Below are 20,877 nucleotides of genomic sequence, written 5' to 3'. Positions count from 1 at the left end.
GCTTATTTTAAGGAAAAGGGGTTAACATACATGCTCAAAATGGGGATCATTGGAGTTGGCGGGATAGCCCAAGGAAGGCATATCCCTGCCTATCTTCAAATGCCAGAAAAAGTAAAGATAACAGCAGTACAAGATGTGAATAAAGAAAGAGCAAAAGAGGTTGCGGAAAAGCATAACATTGACCATGTCTTTGAAGACTACAAAGCGCTACTTGATGTGGTGGACGCCGTGACGATTTGTACACCGAATAAATTCCACGCAGACATTGCCGTTGCCGCACTGGAAGCAGGCGTGCATGTACTTTGTGAAAAACCGATGGCCATGACAACCGAAGAATGCCAGCGCATGCTGGACGCATCCCGTAAATCAGGCAAAAAACTGGCTATCGCGTATCATTACCGGTTTACAGATCCGGCGCAGGTTGCGAAAAAAGCCGTCTTAAATAAAGAGGTAGGGGACCCGCTAGTAACCCGGGTGGAAGCAATGCGCCGTCGAAAAGTTCCTGGCTGGGGTGTTTTCACGAACAAGGAATTGCAAGGTGGGGGAAGTCTCATAGATTATGGCTGCCATATGCTTGACCTTGCACTTTGGCTGCTAAATGGTCCAAAAGCTGTCGAAGTAAGTGGCCGAACGTATAACCGTTTAAGTAAGACGCCAAATCAGATCAATGATTGGGGCGTTTTTGACACGGAAACGTTCGATGTGGATGACCATGTATCAGCCTATATTACATTTGATGATGGTTCTTCGTTATTTTTAGAGTGTTCGTGGTCGGCAAATATTAAAGAAGACACTCGCCATTTAAGTATTTCTGGTGTGGATGGAGGACTTAATCTTTATCCGCTCGAGTTTTATCAGGCGAAGCATGGCACTTTCATGACCACGACGACAAAGGCTGATCATAATGAAGGAGATGCAGGAATTGCTCAGGCACACAACTTTGTGGACAGCTGCTTAGGAGCTACGGAATTGGTTGTAAAACCAGAAGAGGCGCTGGAAGTATCACGCATTATAGAAGCGATTTATAAGAGTAGTGAATCGGGAACTGCTGTTAGACTTTAGAAAGCTATAAAAAAATCGCGTGGCTTTTTTAGGCCATGCGATTTTTTAAGTGTTATCCCGCCTTTACTTGCAGTAAGTCCCTGGGATCAACATCCAGTAAAGGTCCAACCGGTTCAAATAACATTTGGTGGGAGAGGAAGGGAAACATCCATCAAATGAAGTTTCACTTTATTCCGCAGCGATCAATTTCACTTGGTAGTTGCGATCTCGCGGACCATCAAATTCACAAAAATAAACCCCTTGCCACGTGCCAAGCAACAATTTTCCTTCTGACACGATCAAGGTTTGCGCATGGCCGACCGTGCTGGTTTTTAAGTGTGCAGCAGTGTTTCCTTCTGCATGAAGATCTTTGACATGATTCCACGGATAAATCTCATCAAGCCGGCGAAGCATATCTGTTTTCACATCAGGGTCAGCATTTTCATTAACTGTAATCCCAGCAGTCGTGTGCATGGAAGTAACGACAAGGATCCCTTCTTCGACACCTGATTCATAAATCCATTCTTCTAGTTTACTCGTAATATCTACCATATCTGAGTGGCGTGTTGTCTTAATTTGAAATGTTTTCTGCAATTTGATTCTCCTTTCAGCAACCTGCTTTAAGTATACTACCCTTTTGTAGGATGAGAAAATCTAGGGTTCGGCAATTTTAGGTGTTTAAGGCAGGGATTTAAGTAGAATTGTAGAATGTTATGACCGAAGAGGTGTCGATTCAATGGCAGTTATAGCTAAGCAAACATTGATTCGTGGAAATATTGCAAACAGAATTCGCTATTTATTTCCCGGGTAATATTTTATAGCTATATGTCGAAACAAGAATGAAAGGAAGAAAGCAAATGGAACATCTTACGCAAACCGTTGAACGATTAAAAATGTATGTGCCAGCATCCACAAAGCAACCAGATCATGCAGCATTCTGGCAAAAGACACTAGAGGAATCGAACAAGCAGCCATTGTCGGAATCCGTAATAAAAAAGGATTATCCGATTAAACAAGTCAATGTGTATCAGGTCGTCTATAAAGGTTTTGGGGCTACCCCTATTCATGCCCATTATATTTTGCCAAAACATGTGAACGATAAACTGCCTTGCTTATTATTTTTCCATGGGTACGGGGGAAATAAAGGTTCGGTTTCCCAGTATATGAAATGGCTGATCCAAGGCTATGCTGTCTTAGCAGTAGACATACGCGGACATGGCGAGAGTGGCGATGCTGCAGCTTATTCGACAGACGTAACCGGCAGCTGGGTCACAAAGGGAATATTGGATAAACAGGAGTATTATTAACGAAACGTCTATGTAGATGCTGTACGTGCCATTGATTTTCTTTATGGGCGAGAAGAGATTGATAGCGGAAGGATCGCGGTCATTGGCGGTAGTATGGGAGGCGGCATCACATTAGCAGCAGCTGCATTGGATGATCGGCCGAAGCTAGCTGTGGCTGATATGCCAAACATGTGTGATATCCCGCTGGCCATGGAACAAAAATTCGAAGGCTCCTTGACGGTTGTAGAAAATTTTCTTAGACAGCATCCGCAGCATACGGAACAAGTTTATAAAACACTATCGTATTTCGACCACGTTAATTTAGCCGAGCAAATAACGTGCCGGATCCGTTTTGCCGTGGGCCTACGTGATATCGTTTGTCCACCACAACCAAGTTATGGGGTGTATAATTTGGTCCAGGCACCGAAAAGCATGGAAGTCTATCCATTCGGCGGGCATGATATGACGATGATTAGCCATGTTGATAAGACGTTGGCGTATGTCGGGGAGTATTTGTAGAGTGAGGTTTTGGGTTTGGTTAGATTGAGTAGTGTGGGAGTGGGTAATCGGCCAGCGGGGGTGCGCAATCGTCCAATGTGGGTGCGCAATCAACCAAGAGCGCTAGCCAATCGACCAGAGCGCTAGCCAATCGACCAATGCGGGTGCGCAATCGACCAAGAGGACTAGCCAATCGACCAATGCGGGTGCGCAATCAACCAAGAGCGCTAGCCAATCGACCAAGAAGGCCGCGCAATCAACCAGGAGCACGGGCCAATCGACCAGAACGCCTGCGCAATCAACCAAGAGGACTAGCCAATCGACCAAGAGAGCAGTGCAATCAACCAGAGTGGCCTTGCAATCAACCAAGAGCGCTAGCCAATCAACCAGAATGCCAACGCAATCAACCATGAAGGCCGCGTAATCGACCAGAAAGTCTGTGCAATCAACCAAGAGCACCAGCCAATCGACCAATGCGGGTGCGCAATCAACCAGAGTGGCCGCGCAATCAACCAAGAGCACCAGCCAATCGACCATGCAGGCCTTGCAATCAACCAAGAGCACCAGCCAATCGACCATGCAGGCCTTGCAATCAACCAAGAGCACCAGCCAATCGACCAAGAAGGCTGTGCAATCAACCAAGAGCACCAGCCAATCGACCAAGAAGGCCGTGCAATCAACCAGAGTGTCTGCGCAATCAACCAAGAGCACTGGCCAATCGACCAAGAAGGCCGTGCAATCAACCAAGAGCGCTAGCCAATCGACCAAGAAGGCCGTGTAATCAACCAAGAGCGCTAGCCAATCGACCAAGAAGGCCGTGCAATCAACCAAGAGCACGGGCCAATCAACCAAGAGAGCAGCGCAATCAACCAAGAGGACCAGCCAATCGACCAGTACAGTAGCGCAATCAACCAAAAACACCACCCAATCAACCACTCCCACCTTCCACTATCCGCCCAAACACCTATTGACACATCTTCAATTTCAAATTAATCTTAATGAAAACGTTTACAAAGAGAAGTGGGTGGGGATATGGTGACGATTCATGATGTTGCGAAATTAGCGGGGGTGTCGGTTGCTACGGTGTCTAGGGTGATGAATGATCATGCGAGAGTGGCGGAGAAAACGAAAACAAGAGTGGAGCGGGCGATTAATGAGCTGAATTACGCGCCAAGTGTATTAGGGAGGAACCTTCGCACTTCGAAAAGCAGTCTGCTTTTAGTACTTATTCCTAGTATTTCCAATCCGTTTTATACGGAGATTATTAATGGGATTGAGGATACTGCGATTGCTAGGGGCTATAACATTTTGCTTTGTGAGACAGATTCGAATCCTCAGCGGGAAACGATTTATTTTAACCTGCTTCGCAACAGGCTGGCAGAGGGGATTATTTCGATGGATCCCTCTGTGAACAAAAATAAATTAAATGAGCTGGCGGAGAGCTATCCGATCATACAATGTAGTGAGTATGATACAGAGAGCCCGATTCCTTACGTGACCATTGATAGTGAGAAGGCTGCCTATGAAGCTGTTACGCACCTGATTGAATTGGGTCACCGGAAAATTGCTTTGATTAATTCAGATGAACGCTTTTTATATGCGAGGCAGCGGCGTAATGGCTATGAGCAGGCAATGAAACAACATGGATTAGCAATTCGTGAAGAGTGGCTATACAATGCTCCCCAGTTAAAGTTCGCTGCAGGGCAGGAAGCGATCAGCACATTAATGCAGCTAGAGGATAAGCCAACCGCAATATTTGCCGTGTCCGACATTTACGCAATTGGTGCGTTAAAAGAGATTCATCGCATGGGAAAAAAAGTGCCAGAGGACATTGCGCTCATCGGATTTGATAAGATTTCCTTTTCTGATATGGCGTGCCCGAGTCTAACGACGATTTCCCAGCCCATGTATGAAATGGGGCGGATCTCTGCGGAAATGATTATGGATAAACTTAATGGAGTTAACGTATCGAGCAAGGTGCTGGAGCATCGGCTTGTTTGCCGGGAATCTACATAAGGGGGAGAAGCAATGAAAAAGAGTGTTGCCATTGTGACAGGAGTTAGTCATGAAAAGGGAATTGGAGCAGCTGCTTGCAAACGACTGGCTGAGGCGGGAAGCGATATATTTTTCACCCATTGGCAGTCTGCTGAAAATTGGGAGGAGCAATTTAAGCAGGAGATAAAACAATATGGGGTGCGGTGTGTGGGACTATCTATTGATCTAGCGAATGCTGATGCAGCAAAGAAATTACTAGACAGGGCAGAAAAAGCACTAGGTTTTCCGACGATTTTAGTTAACAATGCCGCCTACTCTACACGTGATGGCTACCAACTGCTGGATGTCGAAACATTGGACGCCCATTATGCGGTCAACATACGTTCCATGGCACTACTATGTGTAGAATTTGCTCGTCGATTTGAAAAACAAGGTGAAGCCATGGGCAGAATTATAAACCTGACATCCGGACAGGCGCAGGGTCCGATGATAAATGAACTGGCTTATGTTGCTACAAAAGGAGCCATTTCAGCGTTTACCCTTGCGTTATCTGCAGAAATTGGCCATCTCGGTATTACAGTAAACGCGGTAAACCCAGGACCAACGGACACAGGATGGATGACAGAGGAGCTAAAAGAAGAGCTAGCTCCAAAATTCCCCTCCAAAAGAATTGGCTTGCCGGATGATGCTGCGCGTCTGATCGCTTTTCTTGCTAGTGAAAAAGCGGAATGGATCACGGGACAGGTGATCAACTCAGAGGGAGGCTTTTTTCGGAACTAATTTTTCGCACAAAGGTCATTTAATGTCACTGCTACTTTCTAACCAATCCTTTTATACAAACAAGCCTAATTTACCAAAAATTCAAAAATCGTGTTGACATATTAGACGTTAGTGTATATTATATACTCAAATGTAAACGTTTTCATAAAAGAACATGTTTACCAAACAAGGGGGGCTAAAACATGAATTTCAAACGATTATTTATGTTGTTCGTATTGGTTATCTCGTTGGGAGTCTTTTTAGCAGCATGTAATAACGAGGGTGAGGAAACTGGAGGATCATCAGGGGGAGAAGGTTCAGAAACGGAAGGAAATACCGAGGAAGCAGCAGAAGATGAGCCGGTAACAATTGTTTATGCGCGCGGGGTGGATACAACGCCTGCGACAGATGCTGTTATCGCAGCTTTTGAAGAAGCACATCCTAATATCAAAGTAGAGCAACGAGAAATGCCGGCAGATACAGGACAGTCTCATGACCAGTATGTAACTGCATTTAGCTCACAAAGTACGGAAATCGATGTGTTTAATGCCGATGTGATTTGGCCAGCTGAGTTTGCGCAGGCAAATTATGCACTTGAGCTTGATCGTTTTATTGAGCAGGATGGCATTGACATGGAAGCATATTTCCCAGGTACCGTTGCAGCAGGAAAATTTAACGGCCGACAATGGGCGATGCCGCAATTTACCGATGCTGGGGTATTCTACTACAGAACAGATATAGTAGAAGAACCACCTACGACATGGGATGAACTCATTAGTCAGGCGCAGGAGCTTCAGGGGCAGGAAGGCACCGAGTTTGGCTACCTTATGCAAGCAGCACAATATGAAGGGTTAATTACAAATGCGATTGAATATATTGCCTCCTATGGCGGGCAAGTTGTCGATGAGAATAACGAGGTTGTGGTAAATAGTCCAGAGACAATAAAAGCCATTGAAAAAATGCAAGAAGTAGTAGGATCAGATTTTGTACCAGATAATATCCTTAATTTTATGGAAACTGAAACAGAAAATGCTTGGATCGAAGGAAAAGCGGTATTTGCCAGAAACTGGCCGTATATGATGTCCTCATCCAACGATGAAGAACGTTCCAGCATTGTGGACAATGTAGAAATGGCAATGCTGCCAGCTGGGGATGAAGGAAGTGCTGCAGCGCTTGGTGGCTGGATGACCATGATTAATCGTTATTCGGAAAACCCAGAAGCAGCATGGGAATTTGTGAAATTCATTTCTGGTCCAGAAGGGCAAAAGATTTCTGCAGTTGAAGGGGGCCGTGCTCCAACACTAGTGGAACTTTATGATGATCCAGAAGTACAGGAGGTTAGCTCCTTATTTGCAAATCCAGAATTTAGAGAAGTACTACAAACAGCTGTGCCACGCCCTGTTACACCAATCTATCCGGAAATCTCGGACATTATGCAAATTGAATTATCTAAAGCATTAACAGGAGAACAAACGGCCGAAGAAGCAGCCACGAATATGCAGGAAAAAATGGAAGCCGCCATGGCGGAGTAGTACAAATAAAGCAAGATGGGGGGCAGTTGCTCATCTTGCTTTTCTATTAAACTATCATGGCAAGGAGGCTTAGGGGAAAAATGAAAAAGAACAATCGGCGTGGCTTTCAACTAAATGAAAAACAACTCGGTTATGCCATGGTGCTTCCATCACTTCTGTTAGTAATTGCTGTCGTACTATGGCCGGTTGCACAATCCTTTTATAACAGCTTGTTTGATTACAGGTTAAATGATCCCACAAGATCACAGCTTATGCTAGGTTCCACCATTGATTTGGAGCGATATGTTGATAATCATTTTTATATAGAAGGGCAGCTGGAGACTTTAGCAAGTGAGGATGAAGCGCTAGCTACTACCGCAACGGCGATTCAGGAAGAAATAGATCAGTATCATGCTCAATTAATTGAAGATGATGACATCAAACAAAAAGTCGAGAAGATTGATGAGATGCTCGCAAGCTTTACGCCTGTAAGGGATAGCGAGCTGAAATATGCAGAGGTGGATAATGACTTTGCTTCGGATTATAGAGAGGTCTTATCTAGCGCACAAGAGGAATTAAACAAAGCCGCAGAGCAGGCATCAAATGAACAGGTTGCCTCTACGATCACGCAAACAGCTGATTTACTAGGTGCCACATCGGAAAATATTCTCGAATCTAACTTCATCGGGTTAGCTAATTATGGAAAATACTTGAAGGACGCCCGAATGTGGGGAGCGTTAGGGAACACGGCATTTTTTACAGTGGTTACCGTTGCGCTTGAGCTCGTTATCGGGCTTGCAGTTGCACTATTAATAAACCGGGCTTTTAAAGGGCGAGGGCTAGTAAGAGCTTCTGTCCTCATTCCATGGGCCATTCCAACAGCGGTAGCCGCGATGATGTGGGGCTTTTTATACGACGGACAATCTGGAATTGTCGCCCATTACATGGAAATGTTAAACATTGTGCCTGACGCATCCTGGTTGCTATCTACTGCTGATGGTGGAATGTTCTCAATCATCCTTGCTGATGTGTGGAAAACGACGCCATATATGGCCTTATTACTTTTAGCTGGATTGCAGACGATTCCGACATCGCTTTATGAAGCCTCCAACGTAGACGGGGCAAATAAATGGCAGCAATTTTGGGGGATAACTTTACCACTCTTAAAATCTTCTATTCTAGTCGCTCTATTATTTAGAACGTTAGATGCTTTCCGTGTATTTGACTTAATCTATGTGCTTACAGGTGGGGGACCGGCAAATGCTACTGAGTCCATCTCGGTGTATGCCTATAAAACGTTGTTTGCCCAGCAGAATTTTGGAGAAGGCTCGGTACTCTCAGTCATCGTTTTCTTATGTGTGGCGTTAATTAGTTTTGTGTTTGTTAAATTAATCGGATCCGATCTATTCGCAGGTCGTACAAAATGAGGAGGTTAATCAGATGAATAAAAAAGCAGGAATCGGATTTTATGTCTTCTTGATCGCCTTTGTGTTTCTCGTTATGTTTCCGTTTATCTGGGTCTTTTTAACCTCCATTAAACCAGTAGGGGAGATCTTTTCATCCTTTCGCTGGTTTACACCATCACCGACCTTGGAATCTTATGATGCAGCCTTAACCAATCGACCATTGTTACGCTATATGTTGAACAGTTTTGTTGTTTCTGGGCTGACAACACTTTTATCGATAGCCTTCGCTTCTTTAACAGCGTACGCTGTGACAAGATTGCCGATTAAAGGAAAAGGGCTTATTCTCGGGCTCGTACTTGCAGCATCTATGTTTCCACAGATTGCAATTATCTCACCGATCTTTAATTTGGTAACAGATTTGGGACTGCGAAACAGCTATTTAGGATTGGTAATCCCGTATATCACAATCAGTTTACCGTTAGCCATCTGGATTCTAGCAACCTTCTTTAAAAAGATTCCATTTGAGCTTGAAGAATCTGCAAAATTGGACGGGGCAAGTCCGTTCCAGACGTTCCGAAAAATCATTTTTCCGCTTGCAGCACCTGGTGTGTTTACGACAGGGATACTCGTATTCATTGCAGCATGGAATGAATATTTATTTGCACTAACGATTAACAGTGATGATGTGTGGCGAACCGTGCCAGTTGGAATTTCGATGTATCAGAGTCAATATTCGGTGCCATGGGGTGATATCTCAGCAGCAACAGTGATTGTTACCATCCCAATTGTTATTCTAGTGTTGATTTTCCAGCGAAGGATTGTGTCTGGTTTGACTTCGGGGTCGATGAAGGAGTAGATAAAATTAATTAATATTAAAGCGCAGGGTGGTGTCAGGCTCTGTGCTTTTTTAGGTTAAATTAAATTTTCTGAATATAATATCGATTTTAATGTTAATATGTAATTTAAGTAACTAAAACTTTTAGGAGGATATTATGACTGAAGACTTTTATTGCGATGAAGTATTAAGCGGGAAAACGCAAGTAAATAAAGTATTGGAGACTGAAAATGTATTAGCCTATTATCACACAAAACCTTTTTGGCCAATTCATATTGTTGCCATACCAAAGAAGCATATTTCATCTTTAATTACTTTGGAAGATAGTGATAATGAATTATTAATAGAACTACTAGGAGTTATTAGAAAAGTTGCTGCTATGGTTACAGAGGAAAATGGAGCTTGTAGAGTTATCACGAACTTAGGTAATTATCAGGATTCAAAACATTTACATTGGCATATTGTCTCTGGAGAGGAATTGAGATAGTGAATGTATTTGATTTACTTTTTTGAGGTCATTGATAATAATGAGTGGATTAAATAGTTTTTCATTTCCATTTAGATATTTGTAATGACAATCTTCGAGTGTTGCGAACATGGAAGTTGGGGTGAAAAAATGAAAAAAATGAACCAATTAATAATATTTGTGTTTATATTATTAATTGGAACTGCATGTACCAATAGCGGTAGTCCTAAATTAACCGAGGGAGATGCCATATCAGTGGTAACGGAAAGACATTCAAGAGAAGATAAAGAAGTTAAAATCAACGCTGTAAATCATGGCTCAGGTGAATATAAAGTGGAGTGGGAGATTGATGCAGATTGTGAGTTTGGGACGGATTATATAGATGATCAGAGCGGGGAGATTGTAAGAGGGGAAGAGACGAATTGCTAGTCGAGTGCATTCTACTGTTAAGGAGAGATAATATGGAAAAGATTATTCAGCAAAACAACGACGAAGTCAAAATGAAATATATCTTTGTGTCGCTACTATCTTTATTGACTTTAAAAAAGGTGAAAAGCTTAGAAAAGCTAAGGGTAGAATTGAAAGAAAGGCAGGAAGAAGAGGATTATAACAAAATTTAAGAAGCCTTTGTTGTACGAGATTCCAGGTTCAAAGTATTTAAACGTAAGAGTACACCAGCTAAAATTAGCTGGTGTGTATCTAGTGGGGAGTTTACAATAAAAGCATCAGAATAGGTTATAGTTACCAAGACCCTTCACAGAAAGTTTAATTACTTCTTCTTATCTGCTTTTTGATTGATCGACTCCTGATAAAGATCAGCGTAAGTTTTAGAGTCTTTAATTAGTGCATCGCAAAAAGCAGCTACGTCAGTCCCCGTCACTTCAAGTACACCTTTACCTTCAGCAGCACCTTCTTCAAAAAAGGTGGTAATCTCAGATAGTAATCCAATACCATCGTTTAGCTCAACTGGGCCAACTTTAAAGAGGTATTTTTGGATCTCTTTATAGACAATTTGGTAATCTTCCGGAAGCGATTTGACCCGCGAGACATGGACTCTCCATTCTTTTTTCCCTTCGATCATTTTTTTGATATCCATTTAAAGTCCCCCTAATTTTTTTAATACATTCTTGTTGAGCTGTTCGCGCCATTTATCTCGATAGTTTTTTGCACCTTCGTCTCCCACAAGAGCTGCACAGAAGCCTTTAATGTTATCACCCAGTACTTCTTCAACGCTCTGGCCGTCTGCTGATGTCACTTCAAGTAGTTCTAGGGCACTGTCTAGGATTGGCATCAGGTTGCGTCCCGTAAAATCTGCGTGAAGCCAAAGGTTACGTTTTATTTCCTCCCAAGCAGCTTGATACTCGGGTGGTAGGATGCTAGCTCGTGCTTCAAAGCTTTTCATTTCTTTCGTCATATCACTACCGGTTATTTTTTCAAAAAAGTTCACTCTCGTCATCTCCTTTTTATTTCCTTCGTCTTAAGCTCCACCATTTTCCCTGTAATAAACTCCCACTTCGTCCAAAAGACCTCCAGCTGCTCTCGGCCTGCATCGTTAAGTTTATAAAACTTTCTCGGTGGCCCAACAGTGGATTTCTTTTTCTCAATCTCTACAAGCTTATTTTTCTCCAGGCGCATGGTAATCGTATAAACCGTGCCCTCCACTACATCGGTAAAGCCCAATTCCCGGAGGTGTTGCGTTATTTCATAGCCGTACGTTTCACCGCGACTGATGATCTCTAGCACACAGCCCTCAAGCACCCCTTTTAGCATTTCTGTAATATTCTCCAAGTTTATCCCTCATTTTTCTTGTCGGTATTCTGTATCACTTACTACTGGTATATAGTATTACAGATTAGCTTGGTTTGTCAAACTTATTTTTCGTTCCTTAAAAAAACACGTTTACATATGAAGGATTTCTACTTATATCCTCCACAAAGGAGCAAGGTAAAAAACCACTCCATTAATAAAAGAAAAGCTTGATGATTTGGTTTAAAAGTTACCAATCATCAAGCTTAATTTTGTGGCTAAACCTATATGGAGAAGTTACTAATGATAAATACTTACTCCGCTAATTATTTTCAAACTAATCAACTACTACTTTTCCATTCTCATCTAATAGTGGAGTTAGTGCACAGCCTTGTGCAGTCCATGTATACAAATAATGGACGCCTGTTTGACGATCCCTCCAGGTGTATATCAATCCTGATTGCGAATGTTGAACTAAAGTTTCCTCAAAACGCTTTTCATCTTTTTTACCAAACATGGTGATCTCTCCTTTAGATATATATTCAATTATATCTTTAGCATAAGATTGAATTCAATGTTTTGGATGGATAACTGATGTGTAATTATCTCTCTCTTCGCTCATGGCGGAAGAGCTCTGAACGGTAAAACTGTCGAGGTTTTACTTTATAGAAATGTTTCATTCCAACACAAAAGGGAAGAGATTTTATAGCGAATTTATCGCACTATCCAGTGCAAAGGGGAGTTAAACAATGAAAGCATCACAAGCAGTAATAGATATCTTAAAAGATTGGAATATCAAGCACGTTTACGGCTATCCCGGCGATTCCGTCAACAACCTTATCGAAGGTCTACGAAAAGAAAAAGACGAGATCCGTTTCATCCAGGTACGTCATGAAGAGGTAGGCGCACTTGCTGCCTCAGCAGAAGCGAAGCTAACGGGTAACGTAGGAGTATGTTTATCCATTGGAGGGCCTGGGGCAGTGCATTTACTAAATGGGATGTATGATGCACGAGAAGATGGTGCGCCACTAGTCGTTATCACAGGTCAAGTCTCACATGATTTAGTAGGGACAGACAATTTTCAGGAAGTGAACTTAGAGCGCATGTTTGATGATGTCGCGGTGTTTAACAAGCGCGTGACTTCAGGTGAGTTGGTTCAACCATTACTTAAACAAGCATTTAAAGAAGCAACGACACATAAAGGTGTAGCTGTCCTGTCTATTCCAGACGATGTTTTCGAGGAAACGGTGAAAGAGGATAAGCTACGATCCACTGTGCAAAGTAACTATCGCTATTTTCCTGATAAGGAAGATCTCAAGAATGCAGCCAAGCTTCTGCAAAATGCTAAAAAGCCGCTCATTCTTGCTGGAAAAGGCGCACTTCACGCACGTGAGCAGCTAGAAGAGTTTGCCGAAAAAATAGCTTCACCGGTGATCGTCTCCTTACGAGCGAAAGGAGTCTTGCCAGATGAGCATCCATATAACTTGGGGAATTTAGGTCAAATCGGGACGAAGCCATCCTATGAAGCGATGGAAGAGACGGATTTGCTTATTTTAATTGGGACAGGCTTTCCCTATCGTGACTTCTTGCCAGATGATGTCCCTGCTATTCAAATCGATGTCGATCCTGCGAAAATTGGCAAGTGGTATCCAACAGAAGTTGGGCTTATCGGGGATTCTGCAGAAATTTTAGCACGGTTTAATGAGCAATTATTCCGTACAGAAGATCGTTCCTTCCTAGAAGCCTGCCAAAAAAATATGGAAAACTGGTGGAAGCATATGGATAAAATCGCCAATATAGAAGAGGGAGAAGCCTTACAAGGCCCACATGTTATGCATGAGCTGAATGACTTTGTAGAAGACAATGCTATTTTGTCCGTTGATGTTGGGAATGTCACCTCCTGGTTTGCAGGCTTTTTCCGTATGACGAATCAGGATTTCGTCGTATCTAGCTGGCTCGCCACGATGGGTTGCGGCTTACCTGGTGCCATTGCTGCAAAATTAAAGCAGCCGACTAAACAAGTATGGGCGATTTGCGGTGATGGTGGGTTTTCCATGGGCATGCAGGATTTCCTAACAGCCGTCAAATACGATTTGCCAATTAATATCGTGGTATTTAATAATGAAAAAATTGGCATGATCAAATATGAACAAGAACAAATGGGGAACATCCCATACCAGACAGATTTACAAACGATGAATTATGCAGCATTTGCAGAAATTTGTGGCGGGAAAGGCTACAAAGTCACCACAAAAGAAGAGCTGCGACATGCATATGCGGATGCCGCAACAAATAATAAACCAACCATTATCGATGTGGATATCCAAGAACGCGCCCCATTACCAGGAAAAATTGAATGGAGCCAAGCGGAATCCTATTCCAAGCACATGTGGAAAAAGCTGATGGAAGGGGAAGGAAACTTTGACATGCCTCCATTAAAAACAGTAATGAAGCGACTATTTTAAAGGCGGGGGATTGTCATGGATGTTGTAACGATTATTTTAATCAGTCTCTTAGCGATTGTAATCCTCTTCCCTGCTTTTCTATTAATCTGGCTATATGTCCATGATCGCAAACAAGATGAACATTCGGTCTTACAAAACTATCCTCTTTTAGGGAAAATGCGATATATTCTGGAGAAGATGGGTCCTGAATTAAGGCAATATCTGTTTCACAATGATCGGGAAGGAAAGCCATTTAATCGCAAGCAATTCGAATATGTGAATAAAGCAGGGAAATACCAATCAAGCTTGCTGGGATATGGTGCAGTAAAGGATTTTAAGGAAAACGACTATTATCTTGCTAATAGTATGTTCCCGAAAAGAGATGCTGAATTAAAGGTAGAAGAGCAACCTACGATCACCACACAAGTGTATGAGGTAAAAGAGGAAAACCTGTTTAATAGAAAGGAAAAGCGAAAGGAAATGGAAATCAAGCCTTCACTCCTTTCAGATGAGGAGCAGGTGATTTTAGGTGAACACACGGTGCGCGAGCCTTTTTACTTAAAAGGACTCATTGGCCAATCCGCCATGAGCTATGGTTCGCTTGGGGAAAACGCCATTACGGCCCTTTCGAAAGGGTTAGACATGGCAGGCGGAACATGGATGAACACAGGAGAAGGAAGCATATCTCCCTACCACTTAAAAGGAAATGTAGCTATTATCATGCAAATAAGCCCGGGTTTATTTGGTGTGCGGGATGAAGAGGGGCATTTTTCCTTTGAAGAATTTAAGAAAAAGACTCAAATGGATCAGGTAAAAGCCTTTGAACTAAAGCTTGCCCAAGGTGCGAAGACACGTGGCGGCCATGTGGATGGAAAAAAGGTCACCAAGGAAATTGCGGAAGTGCGCAATGTAAAAGAAGGCGAAGATATCGACAGTCCGAATAGATTCCCTGGCATTGATACAGCCGCGCAGTTGCTAGACTTTCTCCAGCAGCTTCGTGAAACGGGTGGCAAGCCTGTCGGGATGAAAATTGTTGCTGGGAATGAAGTGGAAGTCGAGAAACTCATCAAAGCCATGAAGGAAAAGGATATCGTGCCAGACTTTATTACAGTAGACGGGGGAGAAGGCGGAACAGGTGCTTCTTATTATGAGCTTGCCTATTCCGTTGGTCTTCCCGCTTTTACCGCCATTCCATTGGTTCATAAATGCCTGGAATCCTTTCAATTACGCCACCGCACCAAAGTTATTGCGTCCGGTAAGCTCATCACACCAGATAAAATTGCCATGGCATTATGCCTTGGAGCAGACCTAGTCAATATTGCGCGGGGCTTCATGATCAGTACAGGTTGCATCATGTCGCAGGTTTGCCATAAAAATACGTGCCCAGTTGGGGTGGCGACGACAGATAAGAAATTGCAGGAAGCCCTAATCATCGAAGAGAAGCAATATCGGGTATGTAACTACTTAGTTACTTTGAGGCAAGAGCTGTTTGAATTAGCAGCCGTTGCAGGGCTTGATAGTCCAACGAAATTTACCCAGGATCATATTGTCTATCAATCACAATTCCGAGCGTTTTCCGGTTGGAGTGATATAGGCGAAAAGGCGAAATAAAAAGATTAATTTAGAAAAGCATCAGCTGTGGGGCTGGTGCTTTTTCCTGCTACGTACCTATTCTGTTTTTCTCTCGGGAAAAATACCCCCCCTATTTCCTAATCTATAAAAATATTTTCCAAGCATAATGACACCGCTTACAAAATATAATGACATCAATAAACATTAAAGCGTTACGTTTTTCGGTCCTTTATTTTTAGTTGAATGTCATTCTATTTTAGGGGGAGTTTCATGAATATTTTATTATGCTGTGCTGCAGGGATGTCTACTAGTTTACTAGTAACCAAGATGGAGGAGTATGCAACGAGCCACGGATTAGACGGGAAGATTTGGGCGGTTAGTGCGGATGAGGTAGGAAGTCATATCGAGGAAGCAGATGTTTTATTATTAGGGCCGCAAGTTCGCTACATGTTACACCAGTTAACACCTGTTGCACAAGAGAATAATATTCCAATTGACGTCATTCCATCGGTTGATTATGGAATGATGAACGGGGCAAACGTCGTCCGATTTGCCTTAAAATTAACGGAAAAATAAGGGGGAGTCGATATGAATAGGTTTACGAAATTTTTAGAAGAAAAGTTCATGCCTGTTGCCGGAAGAATTGCTGGTCAAAGACATTTGCAATCGCTTCGAGATGGGATCATTCTTACCATGCCTTTAGTTATTATCGGTTCTTTCTTCTTAATTTTAATGTTCATCCCGATTCCTGGGTATGAAGGCTTTATGGCAAATCTATTTGGTGATGCGTGGAAGGACAAATTAGGCTATCCGGTTTCTGCCACTTTTGACATTATGGCACTCGTTGCTTCCGTTGGGGTGGCATATAACTTAGCTTTGAAGTATAAGTTGGACGGGTTAACAGCAGGAGCCATTTCCTTAGCAGCGTTCTTGCTCGCTACCCCTTATACAACCATGTTTACACCAGAAGGTTCTGATACTGCATTTGAAGTGGGCGGCGTCATCCCCGCTGCGCTTATGGGAAGTAAAGGATTATTCGTTGCATTACTTATTGGGATACTATCCACCGAGGTTTATCGCTGGGTCGTTAGCAAAAATCTAACAATCAAAATGCCTGCGGGAGTTCCGCCATCAGTGGCCAAATCGTTTATCGCACTTGTTCCTGGCTTTGCCGTGATTGCCATTGTCTGGATTATCCGATTAATTATCGAGGCTACACCTTTTGAAAGCATTCATAACATTGTCGGGGATTTACTTTACACCCCGCTCAGTGCAGTAGGCGGCAGTTTATTCGGTTCCTTAATAGCCGTTACACTGATCATCCTCTTATGGGTGGCCGGGCTGCACGGAGCATCGATTGTTGGTGGGGTCATGGATCCGATCTGGTTATCAAAAATGGATGAAAACCGGATCGCATTCCAAGAGGGGATGGCTGCATCCGATTTACCAAATATTTTTACCAAACAATTCTTTGATATTTTCGTCTTTATGGGCGGATCTGGAGCCACGATCGCGCTCGTTATTGCGATTCTGTTTTGGGCGAAGAGTAAACAGATGAAACAGCTGGGAAGATTATCCGTCGGACCAGGCGCTTTTAATATAAACGAACCGATTATTTTCGGGATGCCAATTGTGTTAAATCCGCTGTTAATTATCCCGTTCTTGCTCACCCCACTCGTTATTGTCGTAACGACCTATATTGCGATGTCGACTGGGCTTGTTCCAAAACCGATTGGAATTGCGGTTCCATGGACCACCCCTCCAATCATCGGAGGGTATTTAGCAACGGGAAGTCTTGCTGGTTCGGTTCTGCAATTCGTTAACATTTTCATCGGGCTACTCATCTACCTGCCATTCTTTAAGATTTGGGACACGATGAAGGTAAGAGAAGAAAAAGCGGCAGAGGAAACGAACTAGGAGGATTTATATGAATACAGAAGAAATAAGCTTTCATATTATTCTACATGGCGGAAATGCAAGAAGCTGTGCCATGGAAGCGATGCGCTTTGCCAAAGATGCGGATTTCACATCCGCATCTGAAAAAATAAAGGAAGCCAAGAAGGAACTAGGAAAAGCGCATCGATTCCAAACGGATTTAATTCAAGGGGAAGCAAAGGGTGAGAGGAAAGAGGTTAATGTGTTGCTTGTCCATGCCCAAGATCACTTTATGAATGCCATGACGATTACCGACCTGGCAAATGAAATGATCGAGGTACACCGAAGACTTGTTGAAAAGTAGAGGGAGGAATTCTGTTGGGTAAAGGAGTTAAAATTGTCACCATTGGGGGAGGTTCCAGTTATACCCCGGAATTAGTGGAAGGGATTATTAAAAGATATGACGAATTTCCGGTATCCGAGCTATGGCTTGTTGATGTAGAGGCGGGAAGTGAAAAGTTAGAAATTGTCGGGAACCTGGCAAAACGGATGGTCAAAAAAGCGGGTCTTCCGATAGACATCCATCTCACGCTTAATCGAAAAGAAGCATTAAAGGATGCGGATTTTGTCACGACCCAATTCCGTGTAGGCTTATTAGATGCCCGTGCCAAAGATGAACGAATACCCGCCAAGCATGGTGTCATCGGCCAGGAAACAAATGGGCCTGGTGGTCTATTAAAAGGGCTGCGCACCATCCCTGTCATATTGGAAATTATTAAAGACATGGAAGAGCTTTGTCCTGATGCCTGGTTAATCAATTTTACCAATCCAGCCGGTATGGTCACAGAAGCGGTGTTCCGCCATACGAATTTTAAAAAAATCGTCGGGTTATGTAATGTCCCGATTGGCATGGAAATGGGCGTTGCGAAATTATTAGGTGTGGAGCACTCGAGAATTCGCATTGATTTTGCAGGATTAAATCATATGGTCTATGGGTTAGATGTATATCTCGATGGTGTTAGCGTGAAAGGTAAGTTAATGGAAATGCTGGCAAATCCAGAGCATAGTAGTTTCGTGAAAAATATCGACGGGCAAGGCTGGGAAATGGCGTTTATACGTGGGTTGAATGCCCTAACGTGTCCGTACCATATGTATTATTATAAAACGGATGAAATGCTGAAGAAGTCGATCGAAAGCTATGAAAAAGGTGAAACGAGAGCAGAAGTGGTCATGAAGCTGGAAAAGGAGCTATTTGAGTTGTACAAAGATCCTGATTTAGCGATCAAACCACCTCAATTAGAAGAACGCGGTGGGGCTTATTATAGTGATGCTGCTGTTCGGTTAATTACTTCGATTTATAATGATAAGCGCGACATTCAGCCCGTGAACACGATGAATAACGGGGCGATTGCCAGCATTCCGAGTGACGCTGCCGTTGAAGTAAGCTGTGTCATCACAAAGGAAGGGCCGATCCCGCTCGCGGTTGGGGATCTCCCTGTAGCGGCGCGAGGGCTTGTGCAGCAAATCAAATCGTTTGAAATTATTTCGTCGGAAGCAGCTGTAACAGGCGATTATAATAAGGCGATGCTTGCAATGACGATTAATCCGCTGGTACCGTCAGATGTGGTGGCGAAGCGGATATTGGATGAGATGTTGGAGGCGCATAGGGCGTATTTGCCGCGGTTTTTTGAGTAATGGAAAATTTTAAGCGGCTATGAAAGTAAATCTTCTGGACTGTCACATCTGTAAAGGAACAGATAATAAAGGGATGAGGTGAATCCCGTTAAGAAAAGAAGGCTGAGACAAAAGTTCTCTTAACACATGAAATCCCGAACTATCTTGCAAATCCGTTAATAAAGGTTTGCCTAGTTCGGGTTTTCTTATTTTAGCGTAGGCAGAACGCGGAGACTCCAACGGGAACAGCACGAGTCCGAAGACCCCGCAGTGGGGCCCTTCCCACGAGGAGGCTGAGGCCGTGCCCGTGGAAAGCGAAGTGTTCTGCCGAAGCGGTGCTTAAGCTTATTAATCGTATTTAAGCATAGATGATTTAGTAATGTCCCATCCTCTTTTAATAAGTCTGATATACTCACCACATATTATATCTCTCTATTAAACTTTTTATTTTGAGATTACATGTGAACCAAGTATATTCTATAGTAGAAGGAACAAACAGATCATTAATCTTTTACCTTTATTATTAAGGAAGGGAGTCTCATACATGCTAGATCATACAGACAAACGCATCCTAGAGGAGCTATCTCACAACAGCAGACTCACCATGAAAGAACTTGGCGCCAAGGTACATCTGACGGGCCCTGCGGTTTCTGCCAGAGTGCTGAAGTTAGAGGAAGAAGGGATCATTGAGGGATATTCCATTAAAGTGAACCAAGAAAAATTGGGATTTACGGTACATACGTTTATCACCATCATTACAAAAACCCCCCAGCACGCACCCTATTTGGCCTTTATAAAAACACAAGAAGAACACATCTTGCACAACTATAAAATTAGTGGTGAGGGCTGTTATCTTCTCGAATGTAAATTCGCTTCCAACGAAGCACTGAATACGTTTCTGAATGCGTTAAACGATCATGCCAACTATAAGTTACAGATCGTGATTGGGAAATAAATCTGCGCTACCTTAAAAAACCTTCCATCCTATGAGTGTTGGAAGGCTTTGTTATATTATTGATTATTCTTTTCATAAACCTTCCTCGCTAGTTCTTCTAGTATATAAATAACAGGGATTTGGGTGGTTACATTCGCTTCATCGAAAAATTCCTCTGATACGTAGTAAGAAACGTTTACGTCGGCAATTTTCGCGATGGTGGAATGCATATTATTCGTGATGCTCAAAATCTTACTGCCCTTTTCTTTAAGCTTATGGATGTGCGAGAGGGTGAATCGATTTTCCCCGGAAACCGAAAGAGCGATCGTAATGCTGTCATGTAAGTTGGCATGAATCGGCAAATACCAGTCTTTTAAATAGGTGGAAAAAGTTCCGAAGCTGGATAGATACCGCGCGCCATATTCGGCCAGCGCACCTGAACTGCCGATCCCGATGGAAAAAACATGGCCTGCTGCGGCAACCGCTTCTGCTGCTTCATCTAGCTTGCGAGTGAACGCTTCATTACTCGTACGTTCAAAAAATTCGGCTAGTACATGCTGACCGTTTTTAATGTTCATGTTCTGTCCTTCATCCAGTAGCAGCTTTAGCTTCACTTTAAATTCCGAAAATCCGCCGCAATTTAATTTCCGGCAAAATCGCATGATAGTGGACGTTGAAACATGTGCTTCATCCGCAAGATCGCGAATCCGCATATAGACAACCTTTTCCTTATGTTCCATCACATATTTATAAAGCACCATCTCGAGCTCGTTAAACGATGCAATGACCTCATTTGTGAACATAGCCCTTCTCCCCCCATAACATAATTCTATCT

At 43.0% G+C, this 20,877-nt stretch carries 25 protein-coding genes and 1 pseudogene; 18 read left to right on the top strand and 8 right to left on the bottom strand.

Annotated elements, in window-relative coordinates; all coding sequences use genetic code 11:
* Positions 1-30 precede the first annotated feature (30 nt).
* On the top strand, positions 31-1,062 hold the full coding sequence (locus tag LG273_RS15960; RefSeq protein ID WP_404455426.1) for a Gfo/Idh/MocA family protein: 1,032 nt from the start codon (positions 31-33) through the stop codon (positions 1,060-1,062).
* Positions 1,063-1,230: 168 nt separating this feature from the next.
* On the opposite strand, the gene LG273_RS15955 is transcribed toward LG273_RS15960, so the two are convergent.
* Entirely contained in the window at positions 1,231-1,635 is a 405-nt protein-coding gene (locus LG273_RS15955; protein ID WP_404455423.1) for a secondary thiamine-phosphate synthase enzyme YjbQ, read from the bottom strand.
* Between the two features lie 245 nt (positions 1,636-1,880).
* Here LG273_RS15955 and LG273_RS15950 point away from each other — a divergent pair.
* Both LG273_RS15950 and LG273_RS15945 read left to right on the top strand, forming a co-directional pair.
* Positions 1,881-2,846 (top strand): annotated as a pseudogene (locus LG273_RS15950) (acetylxylan esterase).
* Positions 2,847-2,923: 77 nt separating this feature from the next.
* Positions 2,924-3,238 (top strand): hypothetical protein, encoded by a 315-nt coding sequence (locus LG273_RS15945; protein ID WP_404455421.1) that lies wholly within the window; start codon positions 2,924-2,926, stop codon positions 3,236-3,238.
* Here LG273_RS15945 and LG273_RS15940 read toward each other — a convergent pair.
* Positions 3,200-3,568: a hypothetical protein gene (locus LG273_RS15940; protein ID WP_404455418.1), complete on the bottom strand. Its 369-nt coding sequence runs from the start codon at positions 3,566-3,568 to the stop codon at positions 3,200-3,202. The two genes, LG273_RS15945 and LG273_RS15940, sit on opposite strands and share 39 nt — an antisense overlap.
* Before the next feature lie 51 nt (positions 3,569-3,619).
* The gene (locus tag LG273_RS15935) at positions 3,620-3,799 is read right to left on the bottom strand and encodes a hypothetical protein (RefSeq protein WP_404455415.1); all 180 of its coding nucleotides are present in this window, start codon (positions 3,797-3,799) and stop codon (positions 3,620-3,622) included.
* A gap of 58 nt (positions 3,800-3,857) precedes the next feature.
* On the opposite strand from LG273_RS15935, the gene LG273_RS15930 reads away from it, so the two are divergent.
* From LG273_RS15930 to LG273_RS15895, 8 genes are all read left to right on the top strand, one after another.
* Complete coding sequence (locus LG273_RS15930) at positions 3,858-4,841, top strand: LacI family DNA-binding transcriptional regulator (RefSeq protein ID WP_404455412.1); 984 nt, start codon at positions 3,858-3,860, stop codon at positions 4,839-4,841.
* Positions 4,842-4,853: 12 nt separating this feature from the next.
* Positions 4,854-5,600 (top strand): SDR family oxidoreductase, encoded by a 747-nt coding sequence (locus tag LG273_RS15925; protein WP_404455409.1) that lies wholly within the window; start codon positions 4,854-4,856, stop codon positions 5,598-5,600.
* Positions 5,601-5,782: 182 nt separating this feature from the next.
* Positions 5,783-7,111: an ABC transporter substrate-binding protein gene (locus LG273_RS15920; protein ID WP_404455406.1), complete on the top strand. Its 1,329-nt coding sequence runs from the start codon at positions 5,783-5,785 to the stop codon at positions 7,109-7,111.
* An 80-nt stretch (positions 7,112-7,191) separates the two neighbouring features.
* Positions 7,192-8,517, top strand: coding sequence for an ABC transporter permease subunit (locus LG273_RS15915; RefSeq protein ID WP_404455403.1), 1,326 nt, complete (start codon positions 7,192-7,194; stop codon positions 8,515-8,517).
* Between the two features lie 13 nt (positions 8,518-8,530).
* A complete protein-coding gene (locus LG273_RS15910) occupies positions 8,531-9,352 on the top strand; it encodes a carbohydrate ABC transporter permease (RefSeq protein ID WP_404455400.1) in 822 nt (273 codons plus the stop codon).
* Positions 9,353-9,488: 136 nt separating this feature from the next.
* On the top strand, positions 9,489-9,818 hold the full coding sequence (locus LG273_RS15905; RefSeq protein ID WP_404455397.1) for an HIT domain-containing protein: 330 nt from the start codon (positions 9,489-9,491) through the stop codon (positions 9,816-9,818).
* Positions 9,819-9,947: 129 nt separating this feature from the next.
* On the top strand, positions 9,948-10,226 hold the full coding sequence (locus LG273_RS15900) for a hypothetical protein (RefSeq protein ID WP_404455395.1): 279 nt from the start codon (positions 9,948-9,950) through the stop codon (positions 10,224-10,226).
* Between the two features lie 32 nt (positions 10,227-10,258).
* Positions 10,259-10,417 carry a hypothetical protein gene (locus LG273_RS15895; RefSeq protein WP_404455393.1) on the top strand — a complete coding sequence of 53 codons (159 nt, stop codon included), beginning with the start codon at positions 10,259-10,261 and terminating at the stop codon, positions 10,415-10,417.
* 149 nt (positions 10,418-10,566) lie between these two features.
* Here the strand turns inward: LG273_RS15895 and LG273_RS15890 are convergent, their stop codons facing one another.
* The 4 genes from LG273_RS15890 to LG273_RS15875 all read right to left on the bottom strand — a co-directional run bounded on the left by LG273_RS15890 (position 10,567) and on the right by LG273_RS15875 (position 12,060).
* Positions 10,567-10,893: a DUF1048 domain-containing protein gene (locus tag LG273_RS15890; RefSeq protein ID WP_404455391.1), complete on the bottom strand. Its 327-nt coding sequence runs from the start codon at positions 10,891-10,893 to the stop codon at positions 10,567-10,569.
* The gene (locus tag LG273_RS15885) at positions 10,894-11,244 is read right to left on the bottom strand and encodes a DUF1048 domain-containing protein (RefSeq protein WP_404455388.1); all 351 of its coding nucleotides are present in this window, start codon (positions 11,242-11,244) and stop codon (positions 10,894-10,896) included.
* 5 nt (positions 11,245-11,249) lie between these two features.
* On the bottom strand, positions 11,250-11,585 hold the full coding sequence (locus LG273_RS15880) for a PadR family transcriptional regulator (protein ID WP_404455385.1): 336 nt from the start codon (positions 11,583-11,585) through the stop codon (positions 11,250-11,252).
* Positions 11,586-11,880: 295 nt separating this feature from the next.
* A complete protein-coding gene (locus LG273_RS15875; protein WP_404455382.1) occupies positions 11,881-12,060 on the bottom strand; it encodes a DUF6440 family protein in 180 nt (59 codons plus the stop codon).
* Between the two features lie 232 nt (positions 12,061-12,292).
* Here LG273_RS15875 and LG273_RS15870 point away from each other — a divergent pair, with 232 nt between their 5' ends.
* From LG273_RS15870 to LG273_RS15840, 7 genes are all read left to right on the top strand, one after another.
* Positions 12,293-14,008: a pyruvate oxidase gene (locus LG273_RS15870; RefSeq protein WP_404455379.1), complete on the top strand. Its 1,716-nt coding sequence runs from the start codon at positions 12,293-12,295 to the stop codon at positions 14,006-14,008.
* A 15-nt stretch (positions 14,009-14,023) separates the two neighbouring features.
* On the top strand, positions 14,024-15,598 hold the full coding sequence (locus tag LG273_RS15865) for an FMN-binding glutamate synthase family protein (protein WP_404455377.1): 1,575 nt from the start codon (positions 14,024-14,026) through the stop codon (positions 15,596-15,598).
* Positions 15,599-15,829: 231 nt separating this feature from the next.
* Positions 15,830-16,135: a PTS sugar transporter subunit IIB gene (locus tag LG273_RS15860; protein WP_379560478.1), complete on the top strand. Its 306-nt coding sequence runs from the start codon at positions 15,830-15,832 to the stop codon at positions 16,133-16,135.
* Between the two features lie 12 nt (positions 16,136-16,147).
* Entirely contained in the window at positions 16,148-17,476 is a 1,329-nt protein-coding gene (gene celB / locus LG273_RS15855) for a PTS cellobiose transporter subunit IIC (RefSeq protein ID WP_404455373.1), read from the top strand.
* A gap of 10 nt (positions 17,477-17,486) precedes the next feature.
* Positions 17,487-17,798 (top strand): PTS lactose/cellobiose transporter subunit IIA, encoded by a 312-nt coding sequence (locus tag LG273_RS15850; protein WP_379560480.1) that lies wholly within the window; start codon positions 17,487-17,489, stop codon positions 17,796-17,798.
* A 14-nt stretch (positions 17,799-17,812) separates the two neighbouring features.
* Positions 17,813-19,129 carry a 6-phospho-beta-glucosidase gene (locus LG273_RS15845; RefSeq protein WP_404455370.1) on the top strand — a complete coding sequence of 439 codons (1,317 nt, stop codon included), beginning with the start codon at positions 17,813-17,815 and terminating at the stop codon, positions 19,127-19,129.
* Between the two features lie 523 nt (positions 19,130-19,652).
* Complete coding sequence (locus tag LG273_RS15840; RefSeq protein ID WP_404455367.1) at positions 19,653-20,063, top strand: Lrp/AsnC family transcriptional regulator; 411 nt, start codon at positions 19,653-19,655, stop codon at positions 20,061-20,063.
* Between the two features lie 56 nt (positions 20,064-20,119).
* Here the strand turns inward: LG273_RS15840 and LG273_RS15835 are convergent, their stop codons facing one another.
* The gene (locus tag LG273_RS15835; protein ID WP_379560483.1) at positions 20,120-20,845 is read right to left on the bottom strand and encodes a MurR/RpiR family transcriptional regulator; all 726 of its coding nucleotides are present in this window, start codon (positions 20,843-20,845) and stop codon (positions 20,120-20,122) included.
* Between the last annotated feature and the right edge of the window lie 32 nt (positions 20,846-20,877).

This window comes from Oceanobacillus kapialis (genome assembly GCF_044790185.1).
Taxonomy (GTDB): Bacteria; Bacillota; Bacilli; order Bacillales; family Amphibacillaceae; genus Oceanobacillus_B; species Oceanobacillus_B kapialis.
This window is presented reverse-complemented; position numbering and strand designations above follow the sequence as displayed.

Bases quoted from the DNA above. Each gene is read 5' to 3' on its own strand.
- LG273_RS15960 (WP_404455426.1), top strand. From the start codon at position 31: ATGCTCAAAATGGGGATCATTGGAGTTGGCGGGATAGCCCAAGGAAGG.
- LG273_RS15930 (WP_404455412.1), top strand. From the start codon at position 3,858: ATGGTGACGATTCATGATGTTGCGAAATTAGCGGGGGTGTCGGTTGCT.
- LG273_RS15925 (WP_404455409.1), top strand. From the start codon at position 4,854: ATGAAAAAGAGTGTTGCCATTGTGACAGGAGTTAGTCATGAAAAGGGA.
- LG273_RS15920 (WP_404455406.1), top strand. From the start codon at position 5,783: ATGAATTTCAAACGATTATTTATGTTGTTCGTATTGGTTATCTCGTTG.
- LG273_RS15915 (WP_404455403.1), top strand. From the start codon at position 7,192: ATGAAAAAGAACAATCGGCGTGGCTTTCAACTAAATGAAAAACAACTC.
- LG273_RS15910 (WP_404455400.1), top strand. From the start codon at position 8,531: ATGAATAAAAAAGCAGGAATCGGATTTTATGTCTTCTTGATCGCCTTT.
- LG273_RS15905 (WP_404455397.1), top strand. From the start codon at position 9,489: ATGACTGAAGACTTTTATTGCGATGAAGTATTAAGCGGGAAAACGCAA.
- LG273_RS15900 (WP_404455395.1), top strand. From the start codon at position 9,948: ATGAAAAAAATGAACCAATTAATAATATTTGTGTTTATATTATTAATT.
- LG273_RS15895 (WP_404455393.1), top strand. From the start codon at position 10,259: ATGGAAAAGATTATTCAGCAAAACAACGACGAAGTCAAAATGAAATAT.
- LG273_RS15890 (WP_404455391.1), bottom strand. From the start codon at position 10,893: ATGGATATCAAAAAAATGATCGAAGGGAAAAAAGAATGGAGAGTCCAT.
- LG273_RS15875 (WP_404455382.1), bottom strand. From the start codon at position 12,060: ATGTTTGGTAAAAAAGATGAAAAGCGTTTTGAGGAAACTTTAGTTCAA.
- LG273_RS15870 (WP_404455379.1), top strand. From the start codon at position 12,293: ATGAAAGCATCACAAGCAGTAATAGATATCTTAAAAGATTGGAATATC.
- LG273_RS15865 (WP_404455377.1), top strand. From the start codon at position 14,024: ATGGATGTTGTAACGATTATTTTAATCAGTCTCTTAGCGATTGTAATC.
- LG273_RS15860 (WP_379560478.1), top strand. From the start codon at position 15,830: ATGAATATTTTATTATGCTGTGCTGCAGGGATGTCTACTAGTTTACTA.
- celB (WP_404455373.1), top strand. From the start codon at position 16,148: ATGAATAGGTTTACGAAATTTTTAGAAGAAAAGTTCATGCCTGTTGCC.
- LG273_RS15850 (WP_379560480.1), top strand. From the start codon at position 17,487: ATGAATACAGAAGAAATAAGCTTTCATATTATTCTACATGGCGGAAAT.
- LG273_RS15840 (WP_404455367.1), top strand. From the start codon at position 19,653: ATGCTAGATCATACAGACAAACGCATCCTAGAGGAGCTATCTCACAAC.
- LG273_RS15835 (WP_379560483.1), bottom strand. From the start codon at position 20,845: ATGTTCACAAATGAGGTCATTGCATCGTTTAACGAGCTCGAGATGGTG.